The 20,648-nt window shown below is 44.9% G+C and carries 9 protein-coding genes; all 9 read right to left on the bottom strand.

The features are described from left to right. Positions 1-491: 491 nt before the first annotated feature. The gene (locus L6475_RS03970; protein WP_237822714.1) at positions 492-653 is read right to left on the bottom strand and encodes a hypothetical protein; all 162 of its coding nucleotides are present in this window, start codon (positions 651-653) and stop codon (positions 492-494) included. 54 nt (positions 654-707) lie between these two features. After that, positions 708-3,869: a hypothetical protein gene (locus L6475_RS03965; protein ID WP_237822712.1), complete on the bottom strand. Its 3,162-nt coding sequence runs from the start codon at positions 3,867-3,869 to the stop codon at positions 708-710. 337 nt (positions 3,870-4,206) lie between these two features. Further along, a complete protein-coding gene (locus L6475_RS03960) occupies positions 4,207-7,158 on the bottom strand; it encodes a hypothetical protein (RefSeq protein WP_237822710.1) in 2,952 nt (983 codons plus the stop codon). 254 nt (positions 7,159-7,412) lie between these two features. Next, on the bottom strand, positions 7,413-9,143 hold the full coding sequence (locus L6475_RS03955; RefSeq protein WP_237822707.1) for a carbohydrate-binding protein: 1,731 nt from the start codon (positions 9,141-9,143) through the stop codon (positions 7,413-7,415). A gap of 151 nt (positions 9,144-9,294) precedes the next feature. After that, a complete protein-coding gene (locus L6475_RS03950; protein ID WP_237822705.1) occupies positions 9,295-12,261 on the bottom strand; it encodes a hypothetical protein in 2,967 nt (988 codons plus the stop codon). Positions 12,262-12,304: 43 nt separating this feature from the next. Continuing rightward, positions 12,305-14,455 (bottom strand): TIM-barrel domain-containing protein, encoded by a 2,151-nt coding sequence (locus L6475_RS03945; RefSeq protein ID WP_237822704.1) that lies wholly within the window; start codon positions 14,453-14,455, stop codon positions 12,305-12,307. Between the two features lie 24 nt (positions 14,456-14,479). Next, on the bottom strand, positions 14,480-17,518 hold the full coding sequence (locus tag L6475_RS03940; protein ID WP_237822701.1) for a hypothetical protein: 3,039 nt from the start codon (positions 17,516-17,518) through the stop codon (positions 14,480-14,482). A 36-nt stretch (positions 17,519-17,554) separates the two neighbouring features. Further along, a complete protein-coding gene (locus L6475_RS03935; RefSeq protein WP_237822699.1) occupies positions 17,555-18,283 on the bottom strand; it encodes a hypothetical protein in 729 nt (242 codons plus the stop codon). A 36-nt stretch (positions 18,284-18,319) separates the two neighbouring features. Further along, on the bottom strand, positions 18,320-20,569 hold the full coding sequence (locus L6475_RS03930; RefSeq protein ID WP_237822697.1) for a glycoside hydrolase family 31 protein: 2,250 nt from the start codon (positions 20,567-20,569) through the stop codon (positions 18,320-18,322). Between the last annotated feature and the right edge of the window lie 79 nt (positions 20,570-20,648).

Raw genomic sequence — 20,648 nt, 5'->3', positions numbered from 1 at the left:
AAAAAAAAGTATTATACAAAACATAATAATCTATAAATCAAATACTTAACATATTACTAAAATCTTTGTTGTATAACACAAATATTTATTCAAAAATTAGTAAAAACGCAGTATAAAACAACTAAATAGGTTTAAAAACCGATAGAATAGGTAAGCAAAAGAACAAAAACTACATGCTAATAGTACGTCTGTTTCATCCATTCCGCAAAACCATTAAAACAAATTATAGCTATAATTTTGAAGATTATGGCTATAATTCCGAAAATTATAGCTATAATTTATTTTACCCGTTGCTCTATTGAAGTGAAAGGTATATTACTTTACGCAGTAACTGATAGCCTTTCGAGAGTCAACAGAATAAAGACTAAAATAAATTTTGGCCATTATTAAAAGAATTTTGGCCAAAATTTTAGAAATAATGGCCAAAATTCAAAATAACAGTATGTAGATAGAATCTAAAGAAATGCAGTTATAGACTCTAAAATGTTGACCTACCAGCCATTGCCAGCATCGTAGTCCTCTTGCTCTTCGTATTTCTCTTCCCAATCAATTCGTCTTTGTTTAGTATCCTGAATGGATACATTGGTTAGGAGCTGCGCTTTGACATTCACAACGAGGAGCTCCGGACAAATATATTGTTTCTTTGTTTTCATAATTGTACATTTTTTGTTACATATACCTTATTAATATATACGCGCACACGAGGTTTACATCTTCACGTATTTCTTTCCGCCCTTAATCAGCAGTCCGCGTGAAGAGCTGTTACCCTCCTGCACTCTTTGTCCGCGAAGGTTATAGACCGGCTGATCCATAATCACCTCGCCCTCAGCAGTGATGATGCCTGTTACCACATCGTCATCGTCAATCACAAAACGAGTAGCACGAGCATTGGCACCTGTTGGCTTAAAGTAAGCACGGAAGCCATTCAATTTACCACCCGTTGTCTTCACAATCTTGTTGCCAGAAACAACAATACGGTCAACAGCTGCATCCAATGCAGTAGGCTCGTAAACGCCCTTGAAGGTAAAGCCTGCCTGAGTGATACCATCTTGAGGTGAAGTTGCGCTGATTGTCACGCCTTCAATTGCCTTGGAGCTAAAGTCTGCAGCGACTCCAGGATAAACCAGATAGGCCTGTCCTGCCTCGATTTCGTTAACCTGCTTGAAGTGGAGTACATCATCATTGAGACCATTCTTGCTTTCATCCAGCACTGCTACTTCTGTACCTGCGCCGAAGTAGGCGGTAATCTGAGCACTGGTCATGTCGAATGGCACGCAGAACGTGTTCCAGCCACCTTGCTTGATGATGCGATAGAGAGTCAAATCGTATGTTCCTTCAATCATTCTGTTTGTGCAGTCCTCACGCATAGCTATTGCATCACCATAAAGCACTGGGTGAGGAGTAGCAGCATCATAGTCCATACGCCAAACGTTACCGTTTACAGCAAGATCATCGTTGGTGTAGTCAAAGAGTTTCGCAAACACAGTTCCGTCTGCAAATTCATCGGCAGTCTTGGTATAATTTGCATTAACACAATTTCCGCCGCCACTGGCTTCGAGAGCATAACAATTGGTGACAGTAGCACTGTTGCCTCGTGCGAAAGCTTCGCCATAGCTTACACTACCTGTGCTATAGCAGTTGGTTATTACGGAATTGTTCCCCAACCAGCCAGAAATGCCACCACCTTCACTATCATTGAAGTTTGCTCCCGTGATTGCACCAGTATTGTAACAATTTTTCATCTGTATGGTAACACCACCTGAAAGATTGCATCCCAAAATACCGCCAGGATTCTTATTTGCTGTTATAGCCGCCTCATTTCCACAATTATAAAAAGAAACGATGCCATCTCCAAAACAAGCGCCCATTATGCCACCCACATATTTCATGCCTGAGACATTGATACTACAAGAATTGTCGAGTGTTAAGTTTCTGATGCTTGACGGTGCATTAGCCGCATTGATAAAACCTATATTGTCGTGATCGATGCCTATCATTCTAAGATTACTAATGATGTACCCCTGACCATCTAAGACACCCACAAAATAATGGCTGTCAACACCAATACCAGGGTAGCTGATACCATACATATCCAAATCACTTGTCAACTTCACCTTGCATGCTCCAGCATACATACCATTATTGTAATTGGTAGCGAAAGTATTCAATTCACTTCCAGAAGCTATGGAAAATAAGTTACTACCATTATAGTAATCATCGTTGTCTTTCGATACCACCATATGGTCACCGCTGAACGGATAAGGGTGCCTATCGGTACCAATAGTCTGGTGCCAGACCGTATTGCCTAGCAAATAAGCCAGATTGCCATTACTCACTTGTTCACTTGTGATGGTAGTTACATTATCCTTGCTACCTGTTGTATAGCAATTAGTCAAGGTACTGCCATTTCCAATCCTTGCAAAGAAATCAGTAGCCGACGAACTTCCTGCAGTGTAGCAGTTCGTTAATACAGCATTGTCGCCTGTCCATCCCGTTAAGCCCCCACTTTCATTTCCACTCACATTGCCTGTATTGAAACAGTTTTCCATGTGAAGAACAACGTAGCCATCGTTATTCTGATTGACGCCAAGAATACCACCAGCATTACTGCCACTTGAGGTAATGGTAGCTTCATTGCCACAGTTTTGAATATAAACATCTCCACCTGTTGACCTCCAAACCTTTCCAATAAATCCTACAGCCGATTTCGCACTGATACTGCACGTATTGTCTAAAAGCATGTTTTTGATGACGGCACCGTTTGAAATAACGCCGAAGAAGCCTTGATTATCATAACCATTGTTGATAATAAGATTACTGATTTTATGTCCTTGACCATCGAAGGTGCCTGTGTACCGAGTTGCAGAACTCCCCCATAAACCGCCAATAGGACGGTAGTCATTGACATCGGTGAAATCAATATCAGCAGTAAGACGTGCATTCAGAGGCGCATTACAGTCAACATTTCCAACATCACTACCACCCAGTTCATTGTAACGATAAGTCCATACGCGTTCAGAGAACCACTTCACGTCATCAGCATTCGCTAACTCATAATAGCCATCAGCTGCCTTTTTCTTACAAAAAAGCAAAGGTAAGGGTCTCCCGTCTTTCTGAAAAAAATAGGGTTGGTCACTATTCAGATTGCCACAGAGTGTGCCATTGGCGATTTGATCGCTTGTAACGGAAGTCCCTTGATTAGGGGTTCCTGTCGAATAACAACGTACGAAATTACATCCATTATTCCTTCCAAATTCATTAGATTCTACTGAATTATTTTTAACAGTTCCAGTATTGTATGTGTTAGAAACTTCACTCCAGCCACCACCAAGCCAGCCAGAAATGGCTCCACATTCGCGACCTCCAGAAATATTTCCTGTATTGTAGCAATTTTTTATTTTAACAGATGAGGATCCGTTTATGTTACATCCGAAAATACCTGCAGCATTAGCACCATTACTGTTTATATTAGCCTCATTTCCACAATTTTCAATTCTTAACTTCTTTGTATTGCTACTGCCACCATTTGAGCCACCAACAATACCGGCGGTATAATCACCACCTGATATTGAACAGGTATTATCAATGAAAACATTCTTGATATAGACGCCGTCAGTAACTACGCCAAAAAGTCCTTGATATGAATCACTAGTATTAATAGTCAGATGACTGATACGATAGCCTTGACCATCAAAAGTTCCTTCATAGACTTTTGAAATACTACCTATCGGTGTCCATGACTTATCGGTCATGTCAATGTCTACCGTAAGTACGGCATTGGCACCAGTTGCACCACCATTGACAATACCCGCAAACTCGATGAGTTCATCGGCCGTTCCAATCTGATAGACACCATTTACCTGTTCCAACGCCCAGGCCTGATTACCAAAAATGCCCCCCCCCAAGTATTAGGGATGAAATGAGTAATTGTTTTAGTCTTTTCATATTAGTTATATTTATAGGTTTTAGTTTTAAGTGCTATTCGAGATACAAAAATAGTGCATTTTGTGCATAGAGAAATCAGATATTATAGATTGTATAATCAAAAATCAATGCAACAGAATGCAAATCTATTGATTTTTAGCTAATTATAAAAATTTCGTTTGCACAATTGTATAACAATAATCAAGTAAGAAAACACTCAAAAAAAATAAGAAAACATTATTCACCTTCCAAAACAGGAAGGTGAACAATGCTGGTGTGATGCTATTTCAGCACCACCTTCTTACCATTCATGATATACAGTCCGCTCTTCATTTGCGAAGGTGCAATGCGGCGTCCTTGCAAATCAAAGACTTCGCTTTTCATATTACGGGCCGACTGAACACTCTCGATACCAGTGGTGATACCAGTGTTGCGCAGCACAGGATAGCCATTTTCCTTGGCACTGAGGAACCATACTCCAGGAGCGGCCTCAGCCAATTTGGTATAGACGTTTCCATTGGTAAAGTCCTCGATAGGTGTAAGCAAAGACTGGCCTGTCAGAGTGGAGACAGGATCGAAGCAGTTGTTGACAGTGATATTGTTGCCACGGGCAAACGACTTGCTATTCTCACCCATCACTGTACCCATGTTGTAGCAGTTGGTCAGCACAGCATTATCGCCCAGCCAGCCACTGACGCCGCCGCTCTCATTGTTTGAACTGATGAGACCCGTGTTGTAGCAGTTGATCATCCGCACTTTCAGACTTCCATCGGTGTTGCAGCCCAGAATACCACCGGCATTCTGATTCCATGCGGTTACATCGCTCTCATTGCCCAGACGCTCGAGTGTGATTTCGCCAGGTCCGGAAATCTGACCTACAAAGGCTGCCACATAGTGATGACCCACGATATAGCAAGTGTTGTCGATGGTGAAGCCCTTTATCACCGCACCAGCCTTTGCATTATTAAAGAAACCGGCAGGCTGTTCGGTTGCCTGATTGTCGAGCATCAAGTTGCTCACCACATGGTTCTGACCATCGAAAGTGCCTGTATAGGGAGAGTCAGGAGTACCAATGCCAGTGAAGTCAACGTCCTTGAAATCGATATCGGCGGTCAGCATGCCTTTCACAGAACCATCTACCTGACCTACGATAGCAGCAAACCATACCAAGTCCTTGGCTTCATCGAGTGGATAGAAACCTTCTCCATCAGCCTGAATATACTCTGTATCAGGAGCACCGCATACTTCGCAAATGCCATCGGTGAAGGTATGAGGATCTGTTGATCCTGCACCCTCAGTATTTGAGAAAGTCACATCGCCTTTGAAAGTACCATCGCACTTAGCATCACCAACAGCATAAACCAACGCACCATCCTTCACAATAGGCAACGGAGTAGCATCGGTGCCAATGAGCTGATACCAAGGAGTACCACCGCTCACCTTTCCATTGAGCAGGAAGCAGAGCTCGCCAGAAGCCAGCTGAGAAGCAGTAACAGGAAGGGCCTCAGCCTGAGTGGCTGAACCGCAGCTGGCAACATAGCAGTTGACAACATTGCTGCAGTTGCGTACCAAAGAAACGGAGTTGCCACTAAACATGAACTGAGAAGCATTGACCAGACAGTTTTCTATACGCACATCATTAGCACCATTGGCATAGCCGAGCAGACCGCCATTGCCTGTAGCTGAAGGAGCATTGACGGCACCAAGGAAAGCACAGTTGCGAATGATTCCGTGGTCGTGCATATAGGCACCGATACCACCGATGGTAGCATCACCGTCAGTGGTGCGGTTGAAAATGATGTAGCTGACACAGTTTTCTACAACAGTATTTGAACGAGAACCTGCAAAAATACCGCCAGAACATGGGTTGCTTTCGTTCTGAATGGTTCCCTCTGTAATGAGATTCTTGATGGTTGCTGCACGCAGATAGCGGAAAAGGGCTACATTCTTCTGACTCACTGTATAGGCCACTTTTACACGATGTCCCTGACCGTCAAAGATACCCTGATAACTATAGTCTTCATCGCCATCACCAATCATTAGCTGATAGTCGGTGAAGTCGATATCGGCAGTAAGGCGGGCATTGACGGCACGATTGTCGCTGCTGTTGATAAAACAGGCAAACCAACGCAGGTCTGTGGGAGTAGCCAACTCATAATAGCCGTCTGTAGCAGGAGTAAGATAGGTACGGTCAACGAATTGGCATACGGTGCAAATACCATGCTCAAAATTGTGGTCATCACGCTCGGCACCATCGGTATTGCTATAGGTGACGGTGCTGCCTTCCTTGGGCGTACCGTCGCACTTCAACTGACCGTTGGCATAGACAATACCCTCTGCCAGAGGAGATGGCATAGCATCGGTACCAATGGTCTGGAACCAAGCGGGGGTATCACTCTGACGACCGTTCAGCAGGAAGCACAACTCACCGCTGGCCATTTGACCATCAAGAACTTTATTGGCATTCTTAGAATTGTTCAGGCCTTGGGCATCCACATAATAGCAGTTGGTGACAGTGGCTGAGTTACGGACAATCAGGTCGTTGTCACTACCCTTCTTGAGGTTCAGTTGGCCTATCATCAAACAGTTCTCAATCTTCACCTGAGTGCTGGCATTGTCGGGCCATCCGAGAATACCGCCACTGCCTTCACGCTGAGGGGCCTGGATTGAGCCATCGAACACACAGTTGCGAATCACAATATCGCTCTTATCGCTGATACGTGCCACTATACCGCCATGGGTACCGTCGCCACTCTGGGTATCGTTAATCGTGGTTGACACAACACAGTTTTCAATGAGGGCTTTCTGCCAGATGCCAGAAACCATACCACCGGCACACAGACCCTTGGTAGTAATCTGACCTGTAACATGAAGATTTCTGATGGTACAGCCGTTGATGCGACGGAACAGTCCGCACTCTCCATCATAGCCACCGGTCTGCTGGTCGTAGTTAACGGTAATGGTATGGCCCTGACCATCGAACGAACCGGCAAAAGCATTGCTCGGTGCTCCTACCATCACGAGTTCATCGACCGTAAAATCTGCAGTGACCACTGCATGAAACTGGTGGGCACGTCCGTCATGGTTTACAATCTCTGCAAACTCCTTGAAATCTTGCTTAGAACCAATTTGATAAACACCATCAACGGGTTCAATGGCTAAAGCTTGCTGCGACGATACTGTCCCCATAAAGAACAGGGCAGTCGTCATGAGTAATGAGGTAAAATTTTTCATGTGATTGAAATTAGTAATAAAAAAAATTGTTTAGGTTTTCTTCGGACAAAGTTAAGGCTTTTCACGTACACGCGTACAATACATATAAAATGTATAAGACCATTTTGAAACAAAACAATCACAATCAACTAATATACAAACATTTAGAAGAAATCAACAATTAATTTTGTATAACAATTATAAAACAGAAAAACGCCCAAATCCGAAACAGATTTGGGCGTTTTAAGTGATGTTATCTCAGGAGGTGCGAGGGGTTAGTTGCGCACCACCTTTTTGTGATCAACGATAGCGATGCCTGAGAAATTGTCAGTACGCTGACGACCGTTCAAATCATAGACACGTGAATCAGTAGGCTGAATGTTTAGTGCGTTGACAGCCTGAGACTGATCAGGTTCAATGAGGGTAACATCCATGTAGTCGATGTTTGGACAGAATACTACAGGATGGCCCAAACGGATGGTATTGAAACCAGGCTTCAGTGTCACCTCTACATCGAGGGTCTTCCACTTATCGTCCCAACCGCCAGTGTTCAATTTGTCGTAGAAACCTTTATCCTCACCATTCACATGAATCTGGAGTGCACGGTCTTCGGCAGAACCATAACGGATAGACAGTTTGTAGCGACCACCGGTGGTGCTATAGACATTACGCCATTCCATATAGTTGCCAGTAAGATTGCCCAACCATCCCATATAAGCGCCAAGATTGGCAGAAGCCGACTCCATAGGACGGGCATTGGGGAAGCCATTTATTTCCTGATACTTATTGGCCCAAGCTTCCTCACCCTGATAGCGAGTACGATCCAAACGTGTACCTGTGATGAAGTAGGCCTGCGAGCCGTGGGCAGGTATGGTGACTGTCACTCTCTGACCCTCGGCATATTCTGTGTCGGTATCGGTCAGACAGTCATGAAGTCTGAAATTGCCCCCAATTTCAAGAGCATTGATATCCAACTGAATTGCGCGCTGAGTATCACTCAAGTTCATCACTACCACAGCTCGCTTGTTGCCATGAAGCTGCTCCATATCCTTTGCCACTACATATACATCGGCCAGACGCTGAACAACGGGTGCGCCGAGACCAAGATGGTCCTGGTTCATGGCAATGAGGTCTTTGTTCTTCAGCAATTTCAGCGAAGCTTCAGGAATCTTTGTCATGTCGCAACCAATGAGCAGAGGTGAGCTGGTGATACACCAATAAGCCATATGGGTAACTTCCTCATCATGACTCAGTGTACGACCGATCTCAAGCATATCAATATCATTATAGTGACCACCACCTGTATAAGCCTGAATGTAAAGATTCTGTTTCACAAGGTCACGAACCGACGACCAGTCGCACCAGATGTCGCCGGTAGTACGCCATGAATCAGCAATGTCACTTATCCAAGTTCCTGGATAAGCCCAACGGCATACATTGAAAACAATATCTTTGCCAAGTACCTGTTCCTGACGCTTGATAGCATCGCTGATACGGGTGTACTGGATTTGCTCATTCAGGTTCAAATGGGCAGCACCACAATAGTCAACCTTGATGAAATCAAAGTTCCAATCACCGAAATATAACTGACAGTCTTCATCCTCATGATCGTAAAAACCCACGTTCAGTCCATCAGCTTTAGTATTTCCAGAGCCACAGGTGTTATCGCCTGCATCCGAATAAATACCAGCCATCAGTCCCTTACCATGAATGTAGTCGGTTAGAAAACGCATGCCATTGGGAAACAATTTAGTGTTCAGAATCAGTTTACCGTCACGGCCACGACCATCCCAGAAACCATCATCGATATTGATGTACTTGTAGCCAGCGTCGGCCAATCCTGTGTTTACCATCGCATCGGCCTGACTTTTGATGATGTCTTCACTAATGTTCAACGCAAAAGTGTTCCATGAACTCCAGCCCATGGTTGGCGGATTAAAACTCTGAGCATTAGACACACAACATGAGCATGCCATTAAGGCAGCCATTAAAAATTTGGTTTTCATAATTGTTTATTAGTAATGAATAATTAGGTTTAGGAGCTACAAAGGTACAAATTATTTATTATAAGCGACCTTTAAAAGACAAAAAAAAGGAATAGCCATCCATTCAAGAATGACTATTCCTTAAAATTTAATTTTTATTCACAAAATGGAGTTACTTCATAACAACTTTTTTGCCATTCACGATGAAGATTCCCTTTGCCTGCTGAGCATTCACACGCTGACCATTCAGGTTGTAAACAGCTGAAGGAACAGCGCTCTTGGCTTCAACATGTTCACGGATAGCGGTAACGATACCAGTATTGTAAACTACAGGGTGACCATTTTCTTCAGCACTGAGGAACCAGATGCCATCACCTGCAGCTTCAGCCAACAGAGCATAAACGGTACCATCGGTGAAAGCTGCAAAATCTACCTTGTTCAATGCAGGCCAATCTGAAACAGAATCGAAGCAATTGGTAAGCTGGATGTTGTTACCACGAGCGAAAGACTCGCCATTGGTGACAGTACCCATGTTGTAGCAGTTTGTCAATACGGCATCATTGCCAAACCAACCTGACATGCCACCAGCTTCCCATCCAGAAGAGATAGCACCTGCATTGTAGCTGTTGGTCAGGGTAATCTTAGCTTCACCACTGAAGTTACAAGCCACGATAGCACCGGCATTCTGATCAACAGTAGTTACGGTGGCTTCATTACCTAACTGGCTCAAGGTTACGGCTCCACTACCATTGAGATCGCCAATGATACCACCAGCATAGTTCTTTGCTTTGAAGCTGCAAGAAGCGTCCATTGTCAGGTTCTGTACAGTAAGAGGAGCATTTGCAAAGCGGATAAGACCAGCAGCACGATCATTTGGAGTATCAACCACGAGGTTCTTAATCAGATGGCCCTGACCATCGAACACACCAGTGAAACGCTTTGACTCGCTACCTATTCCGGGATAGTCACTGATATCTTTCATATCAATATCGGCAGTCAGCATAGCATCAACGGCTGCATTGACCTTACCTGTATAATGAGCGAACCAGTTCAGCTGATTGGCATCGGCAATAGCAAATATACCTTCAACAGGAGTGAGATAATCGGGCTGAACACCCTTACAAACAGAGCAGAGCCCATTGACAAACTGATGAGGATCGATGTTGCTGCCCTCAGTGTTAGAGAAGGTCACTTGAGTTCCCTCTTTAGGAGTGATGCCATCACAATGCAATGAACCATTGGCATAGACAACTGCTGTACCAAAAGGATAAGGATAGGCATCGGCGTTTTCGCCAAGTACCTGATACCAGTTTACATCAGCACTCTGATTGCCATTGAGCAGATAAGCGAACTTACCACTGGTAAGCCATTCAGCAGCATAGCCTTCAGGAGCACCGGCATTGTCGGTATTTTCACTATTCAAATCGTATGAGTTAATGAATTTAGGCTGGTTGCCACGAGCCAGAGACTTACTTCCATTATAGCCACCTGTCTTCTCAATACGACCGGTATTCCAGCAATTGGTCAGTGTAACATTTGGAGTCCAAGCAGTGAAAGCACCGTTCTCGATACCACCCATAATGTTACCGATGTTGTAGCAATTCTCTATTTGCACCTTCAGGAAATTACTGAAGTCACGTGCGATGAAACCGGCATTGTTGGTAGTTGTCACATTAAAAGACATCTCATTGCCGACATTCTGGATAAGAACCACATCGTTGTTGAAATTGTTGTGGTTGACACAACCAATAAGGGCTGCCACATTTGCACCGCCAGTTCCTACTATCTTACAGCTGCTGTCGATGATGAGGTTCTTGATAACAGCACCACCCTGACAAGTGCTGAAGAAGCCCTGCTCTTTCTTGGTGCCGTCGATTGTCATATTCTTGATACGGTGACCCTGGCCATCAAAGATACCGGCAAAGTTACGGCCGTCAACACCAATGGGAACGAAGGTATAATCGCTCAGATCAAGATCCTGTGTCAGTTTAGCATTCATATTGGGCTCACCATACTTATTGATCATCATCATGAACCAGTTGTAGCCTTTCTTATCGGCAATAGGATAGAAACCTTGTTCGTCAGCCTTCAGGAAGTCGGGCTGAATTTCATCACAATTTGAGCAGAAACCCCACTCATTCCACTGGTGGTTGTCGCGTTGAGGCTGACTCTCAGTATTGCTGAAAGTTACATTACCTTTAGGAGTGCCATCGCAATTGAGTGAACCATTGGCATAGACAACTGCTGTACCAAGAGGCAAAGGAACAGCATCGGTGCCGATGGACTGGAACCATTCGGACGTAACGCTCTGACTGCCATTGAGCAAGAAGCAAATTTCACCACTCGCTGCCTGAGCATCTGTAGCTGCAGTAGCATTCTTGATATTTGTCATACCTGTTATACTACCTATATAATAACAGTTCACTACATTACCGTTGTTGCGGCAGATAATATCATTGTTGCTACCAGTCTTAACTTTGAAACCAGCAGCCTTGACTAGGCAATTACGGATGATGTTGTTGTTATTGTTGTTGTTTGTCCAACCAACAATACCGCCACATCCTTCGCGATTGGGGGCATTGATTTCACCCAAGAAGGCACAGTTCTCAATAGTATTTGCGCCATTCACATCCTCAAAGCTACCACAGATACCACCATGAGTAGCATCGCCACCCTGGTCGTCGTTGATAACGACATAGCTTACACAGTTCTGAATCGTAGAACCGCTCTGCCACAATCCACCAACCAGACCAGCAGCAAGCTGCGCTGTAGTAGAGATAGTACCTTCTACAATCAGGTTCTTAATGGTAGCGCCATTAATACGACGGAAAGGTGCTACTCGTGCCTCGTTCAGATTATAGCTGATAGTCAGTTTGTGTCCCTTACCGTCAAACACACCACGATAGGGCTTACCACTTCCGTTGATACCAATCATGGTATTGCCTACTACCGTAATATCGGCTGTCAGTTCAGCATTGAGCTTTTGGTCTGTTCCTTCATTGTGCAAAGTACAGAAATCGGCCCAATCTTGTGCGGTACCAATTTGATAAACACCATTTACGGGTTCAATGGCCCATGCACTTGCGCCTGTTAGCCAACATGCAGCTAAGGCAAACATTAGTTTCAGGTTTGTTTTCATAATCACATTCTTATAGGTTAATAATTAATGAATAGTTATTAAGTTATTTCTTAACTTTCATGGATGCCTGATTGCCTTTCTGCCATGCAGAGTACTGCACTTTACCGTTCTTCACATAGGCAATACGCAGAGAGCGTTCAGGCTTGGACATCGTTCCTTCAGTCTGACAAACTGATACGGTGAGTATCTTCTTATCAAGTGAAGCTTTGAGTGTAGAGAGCGCATAGTTGCCTTCTCTGTATGAGAATCCATCGCCTTCATCTTCGTAAAGCTGACCTTGGGCTTTGGCCTCAGCATCAAGACAAACGAAGAGTGTGAGTGAATCGGTAGTCATCTCTGTGGTGCTCTGAGCAAGGTTGGCCACAGGAATCACTGAACCGGGACGCTGACGGAGCTCTGCCTGATACTTATCCGACTTGGGAGTTGAAAGTTTAGAGTTGAGAGTGGACAAATCAACAATCTGCCAAGTTCCGCCATTAGGCTGAGCAACATTCTCGGCCCAACGAGGAGTAATCATCAGATCGCCACCCAACAGGAATGCCTGATCCTCACCACGAAGAGAGAGGTCTTTGGCATCGGCCATAAACAAGGGGCGCATCACAGGCATACCATCAACACTGGCCTCACGGAAGGCTGTATAGATATAGGGCATCAGGATATAGCGGCGCTCAATAGCCGTGCGACAAGCATTAAGCACTTCGGGAGTGAAAGCCCAAGGCTCCTGATTAACACTTCCATCAATGGTGTGGTTGCGTACGAAGGGGAAAAATACACCCATAGCTGTCCACTGAGCCACCAAGTCGCCAGTAGCGCTTTCACAGAAACCACCGATATCAGGACCGTTGAAAGGCTGACCAGAAAGTCCGAGGGTTAACGTCATGGGAACACTGAGCTTCATCTGCTCGACAGAAGACAGGTTATCGCCTGTCCAAGTGGCTGCATAGCGATGACCACCCAGGAAGTTTGAACGCGAAAGAATGAAAGGACGCTTCTGTGGATTGGCCAGCAAAAGGCCCTGACGACTGGCGCGCACCATATTCAGGCCAAACACATTGTGGAAACGTGCGTGAGGACCGGCAGCAACACCATCACCACCCTTATGCCAGTTGTCAACAGGCATAGTTCCATCGGGTCCACCAAATACTGAAGGCTCGTTCATATCGTTCCATACGCCATCAATACCTGTGGCCATATAATCCTTGTAAAGAGTTGCCCACCAGGTGCGTACCTCAGGACGAGTGAAATCGGGGAAATGACAAGGACCAGGCCAAACATTGCCTACAAAGGGCTTTCCATCCTTATCTTTCACCCAGAAATCACCAGCTGTACCCTGATCGTCAACGAAATAGCCAGGTTCAACCTTTACACCGGGGTCGATCATATAAACAGCCTTCAGATTTTTCTGATGCAGATAATCGTTGAGCTCTTTGGGATTGGGGAATTCCTGTGGATGGAAAGTAAAAATCTTATAGCTATCCATATAGTGGATGTCCATCCAGATTACATCGGTAGGAATCTTGTGATAGCGAAGGGTGTCGGCAATCTCCTTAACACGGGTGTCAGGATGATAGCTGAAACGGCACTGCTGATAGCCAAGTGACCACAACGGTGGAAGTTCCATAGTTCCGGTAAGATCAACAAGGGCCTGCATCAGCTCTTTGGGATCATTACGTTCAATGACTACAACACGGAAAGCAGGGCCTTCACTCTCGAAAGTTACCTCACGGTCGGCAGTCTTGATACTCTGCTTCCAGGTATTGTCGGCAATGATACCAAAGGCACTACCATCTTTACGGACACCCATCACCCAAGGATGGCTCTGATACAAATGCGTACCATTATCAACACCATAGGCGGGAGTATCGATATTCCACAAGCCAACGGTACGTCCATTACGACGCAAGGGACCCGTGACTTCACCGGTCCCATACAAGTCTGTTCCTTCCTCAATATTAATCGTTGCGACAGTCTTCCCGTCATGTTCACTGAACTTTGGCCGAACTTGCCAATCAGAAGGTAAAGGGTTAATGGCTGCCGGCTCACGCTCGAAAATGGGCGAAGGTTGATGAAGGCTTGCATCATACTGGGCCGGATAAAAAACTGCGACGCGATCGTCGGTAACAAAAGAAGCCTGAGCCATCACCCATTGGGTGATGGCCAGACTACTAAGAAACATACTGACTCTTAAAGTCATACAATTACTACTTTACTATTAATATTACTTTACTAACACTTTCTTTACTGTTCCATTAGTCATACGAACGATGTTCATACCACGCTGCATCTGCTGCTGACGAGCACCAGAGAGTGAATAGATAACGGCAGGAGTACCAGACTGTGTTGCAACTACAGACTTCACGTCAACTGAAGGATCGTTTGAGTAAGTATCCTTGCCATCGTAGTAAACAAGACCATGGCTTGCATCGAATACAGGGAACAAATCGGTACCGAGTTTCTGATAGAACACAGGCTCGTCAGAACCTTTATTAATCAGATAGCAGAGCTTACCACTGGCCAGATCATCATACTCAATAAAACCAACGTTATCCTGAGTACCCAACACCTCATAGCAGTTAGTGAAGGTAGCACCATTGGCATTGAAACGTGCAAATGATTTAGTACCGTCAATAGCTTCGGCGCTTACAATACCACTTGCCCAGGTATTGATAACCTCAGCACGGTCACCAAGCCAACCAGAGATATTACCACACTCGCGAGAACCAACAATATCACCAGTGCTATAGCAGTTAATGATGCGAACATAAGCAGCACTCAAATCGTTTACGCCGAGAATACCTGCACCATTAGGGCCGTCAGCACCTACATTAACCAACACTTCACTACCGCAGTTTTCAATGGTAAGAACACCCTTGCCAACAGATGTACCAACGATACCGGCAGAATGGCCAATAGAATAAATTTCACCAGAAACAACTACATTCTTAATGGTTGAACCTGCCTGAACCAGACCGAAGAGACCCTGATTGCTTGATTCAGCCTCAATCACCATATTACTGATACGGTGACCATGGCCATCGAAAGTACCATTGAATGGACACTTAATGTCTTCTTCACGCATGATAGGCTGCTGGTCATCATCTACTTCGCCAGTATCAACCATTTTCTTAGTGCGGCTACCAATAGCAACGTAATCTACACCAGTCAAATCCAAATCCTCTACGAGGTCAACAATGATGCTCTTGTCAATAGTTCCGTCGTTTACATCAGCAGCCAACTGCTGCAGCTGCTCAACAGTGCGGATGATACGGGCGCCACAAACAGTGCAGATATCATTAACATAGGTATGGTCGGGACGCTGAGCCTCACTCTCTTCATTAGAATAGTGAATATCATCGGTAAGGGTACCGTCACACTTCAAAGAACCATTAGCATAAACCATTTTGTGGTCAGCGAAAGGTACAGGATAAGCATCACCAGGCAGATTCTGACGCCAAGCGTCCTTGGCACCACCTTCGTTCAACAGATAGCAGAGTTCGCCAGTAGCGAGAGCTGTTTCAGGTACAGAAGTAGCCTCATCAATGATCATATCAATATTCTCAGTATAATAGCAGTTGTCAATATTGCCTACGTGACGGGCAATGACGGTTGAGTTGCCAGTGAAACTGAGCAAAGTAGGAGCAACATAGCAGTTCTCGATGATAGTTTCAACCTGACCGTGTGCATAACCGATAATGGCAGCACTACCCTCACTTGAAGGAATATTCATCGAACCAACGAAAGCACAGTTACGGAAAGTAGGATACTCATGACATACGGCAAAGATACCACCGTCGGTTGCATCACCAGGGTAGCTACCGGTAATATTTACATTAACGATGATATTTTCAAAGAGACTGGTACCACGGCTTACGAAGCCCAAGCCACCCATGAAACGCATGTCACTCTCAATGGTTCCTTCAACAATAAGATTGCGGATAGTAGCATCAGAAACGACCTTGAACAGAGCCACTGCATCATAAGTTGCTTTGTAGTCGATAGTGATCTTATGGTTCTGACCATCGAAAATGCCTACAAATCCTGACTCTTCAGCATCTTCTTTATTGCCATCTGCTGAGAAACCGCCAATCATAATGTCTTTCTTGGTATATTCAGTGAAATCGATATCGGCAGTCAAGCGGGCATTGATTTTCTTAACGCCATGATTCACCATACCAGCAAACCAGTTCAGGTCGATAGCGTTAGCCAGTTCATAATAACCATCAACAGGCTGCTTAAAGTTGTGATCTACATCACCACATTTGGTACAAACACCATTCTCGAAGGTGTGAGCATCACGAATAGACTCATCAGTATTTGAGAAAGACAAATCGCCGCCTTTAGAAGTACCGTCACAGTTGAGTTCACCTACAGCATATACAACGCCATGAGAAGCAAAAGGTACGGGATGAGCATCCTCACCTATCTTCTGATACCATGTAACATTCTCTGTCTTGTTAGCGTTCATCTGATAGCAAACAGAACCAGAACCAAGATCATACTCATCACTGCTGATCAGAGTTCCCTGATTTCCATAAGTGTCGAAGTTGCCTGTACCCTTACCTCTCTGATTTCTAAAGAGAGAGAAGGAACCATCCATACCGACAATAAAACCAGCATTATAGCAGTTCTGTATCAAACTACCATTATCGCCAACCCAACCACAAAGAGCAGCACATTCACGATCACCGGCAATACCACCAGTATTGAAACAGTTCAACATAACGATACCGCAACCACTGCCCATGCTCACGCCACAAATACCAGCTGCATTTTGATTCGTAGCACCTACAGCAGCCTCGTTACCACAATTTTCGAAAGTAACTGTACCCTGGCCTGAAGTTCCACCGGCAATACCTCCAACGAAAGCAGAGCCAGAAATTACGCAAGACCAATCGACAATAACATTCTTAATATAGGCGCCATTGCTCAAAACACCGAACAAACCAACATACTCCTGCTCGGGAAGTTCCAAGGTAAGACTCTGGATATAGTGTTGCTGACCATCAAAAGTTCCACTATAGGGGCTGCTCAAGCTACCAATAGGAGCAAAATCAATACCAGTCATGTCAATATCGGCAGTCAGAACGGCATTAGCACTACCATTGCCACTGGCAACCACATTTGAGAAGTCTGCCAAATCCTGTCCGTTTGTGATCTGGTAAACATCATTAACTTTCTCTAAGGCATTGGCCTCAGACATGCCGGTCCAACATCCCATGAAGGACAACAGCATAGAAATGAGTAAATTCTTTTTCATACTTATAGTTAATTAGTAATATTGGTTGTATAATGATTATTTCAAAAGTTCAGCCTTCACCGTTTCCTTGAAAAGATCGACCACGATACGGTAACGACCTTCCTTGCTAATGGTCCACTTGGTGTCGCTTCCGAAAGTGCGCAGACGCTGATCAACTAAGATATCGGTATCGGCAGCATAAGGATGCAGTTCTTTCGGACGCCAACGGTCCTGTCCTTCAAACTTAAAACTGGCAGGTTCCTCTACATCATCGTGACGACTGAGGACGCCTTCCCATGACCAAATATAAGGATTCTCAACATTCTGTTTCATCAAAAGCATATGGCCTTCGGCCTTCTGCCACTTGGTACCAGTTGCGCCACCTGCGATAAAAAGCTCACCCCAAGGTTGGAAGATTTCGCCCTGAAGGCGCTTCTCATAGACTAAGACATGAAAGCGATAATGATCGTCGGCAACAACAACTTGCCAAGCTGCACCATCTTTATCTGTCTTTTCACGATAACCGATTCCACGGTTTACGATATTGGCATCAGCAACGCCAGCAGCCAGAAAGCGAGTGGCCTTGCCAACTTTCTTAGTAGTTGTCACAAACAGTTCGCCTGCCTTCAAGGCACCAGCGTACTTAAAATCGGTGTCACTGACTTTCTCCAGTTTCTGCACACCACCAGGAACGGCAGAACCTGAAATCCAAAGTTCTTTATACTGCTGGGCTGAGAGGCCGATGCAGGCCAGAATGGCTATTGAAAGAAATAATAATCTCTTCATAATCAATTGCTTTTTTAGCGTGTCTGGGAATGATAATTATTGAATCTCGACAGAAATTTTCTTATCGCATAAAGTGATGGGCACATAGACTGTGGTCACCTTAGTCTGCTCATTATAGTTCCATACGCCACTGGCTTGCTGCTTGCCATTAACGAGTACAGAAGCAGGACGTTCAGTGGCCAGGAACTCAACCGTATAAGCACGGGTGGCAGGCATTCCAGGGAATGAACCTACACGTGGCTCAATGGTGAGCTGATTTCCTTCATGACGAAGACGTGTTGTGGTATAAGCACCTTTCTTATAACCTTCAGTATCGCCTTCATCCTCATACAGAGAAGAGGTTCCATCGGCACCAGGCACCACCTTCAGGATAAGGCGGTCGGGACGGGTGTTAAGATTCATTACAGGAGGATAGTTTACGATAACAGATCCTGCACGATAGAAGTAAGGAATTTCTTCCTGTGTATAGTTATCGGTGAAAGTACGATTTCCTTCAACTACAGCATTGCGACATACATCGAACCATTTGCCTTCGGGAAGCCAAGTGAGACGTGAAGCTTTTCCATCAGCACCAGAAGGTGTTACGACAGGAGCTACAAGAATGTCGTCACCGAACATATACTCATCTTCAAACTGATAGGCTTTTCCTTCTTCAGGCCACTCGTAGTAGAGAGGACGACAGAGCGAAACGCCTGTATCGTAAGCCTGACGTGCTGCTGTATAGATGTATGGCATCAGGGCATAGCGCAGTTTTACGGTTTCAAGAAGCAAGGGGAAGTTTTCGTACTTCCAGATGCGACGCTCAATTCCATCCCAGTTGGTAGCATGGGTACGGAAAACGGGAGTAAACACACCATACTGCATCCAACGCAGGTAGATTTCAGGATCGTTAGGACCAGTCTGTTGGTGTCCACCCAAATCGTGTCCCCAATAACCAAAGCATACATTTGAAGCAGTTGCAGTGAAATAGGGTTGCCATGCAAGGGTTCCATAAGTGGTGAATGAGTCGCCAGAGAAACCAATAGGATAACGATGACTACCAAGTCCACCCCAACGATGGAAAATCAAAGGACGATGATCGGGACGATTCAAACGCATATCGTTATAGAACACATGATTGCACCAGAAAGTCTCACTCAGACCATCGACATACTTACTGGTAAGATTCTGCTGCCAGTCGAGCCACCAGAAATCAACGCCCTGCTTTTCACGGGCACGGATGATACGGTTGAACATATTGTGATAGAACTTACCGTCGCTGAGGTTCCAAGGAACAACCTTTGTATCGGCAGCCATACCCATATCATCACGTAAGTCAGTAAAGAAGTCTTCATCTTCGTCAACGCCATCGGCTGGATGCAGGTTCAATGAAACCTTTAATCCATTCTGATGCATCCAATCTATCAAACCCTCTGGATCGGGAATAGCCGTACGATCCCAAGTCCAACCTGTCCATCCTTGCGTATGCCAGTCCATATCAAAAATCATCACATCCATAGGAATCTGGTTGCGCTTCACATCGTTTACAATCTCCATGAACTCATCGCTGGTATAGCGCTGATACTTACTATACCAATAACCGAGCACATAGAGAGGAGGCATGGGCTGACGTCCAGCTACCTTGATGTAATCGCCAAGAGCTTTCTTGTACTGATGACCATAACCAAGGAAATACCAGTCGATAGCATTCTTGTCAACTGGCTGAGCCACCCACTCGATACCATCAACGCTCTTGTCGAAAGCAAAAGTTGTTGAACCATCACCGCGACGAGTTTTAGGAGACTCGTCGATGATGCTCCAACCAGCACGTGACAACAGACCATTTTCTAATTCTGCGCGTTTGTTGTCACCAATCTGACCATCCAGCGTGCGCGTAGTACCCTTCAGGTTGAGTGCATCATCCTTTCCGGGATACCACGTCACGTTGCGTCCATTCAGATTGAAACAAATGGTTAGAACAGAATCATCTGGACGACCGGCTTTGATCTCACTACCTAATTTATATTTAAGTGTGAGAGCAGATGTTTTTAAAACCAGATAGCCGTCCTCACGCTCGGTAGTGAACTGAGGAACCGGCAAGCGGCGGTTTACAACAGCAAAAGTGGCACGGTCTTCAAACTTTTGCTTTTCGCTATACTGAATACGAATCATTTCGGGAGTCAGCACTGTAAAACGTGCCCTACCCTCCTGAACAATCGCCTGGGGATTTGCCACTGGATTATATTCCTGAGCAACAGCTGGCATCAATCCCACAAAGAGAAAAATGAATTTGAATAGTTGTTTCATATCGTTAAGTTGTTTCATATCATTACTACTTTTGAGTTTTTAGTTGTTGCAAAATTAACACATTCTACACGTACATTAA

Source organism: Prevotella sp. E9-3 (assembly GCF_022024015.1).
Lineage (GTDB): Bacteria > Bacteroidota > Bacteroidia > Bacteroidales > Bacteroidaceae > Prevotella.
This window is presented reverse-complemented; position numbering and strand designations above follow the sequence as displayed.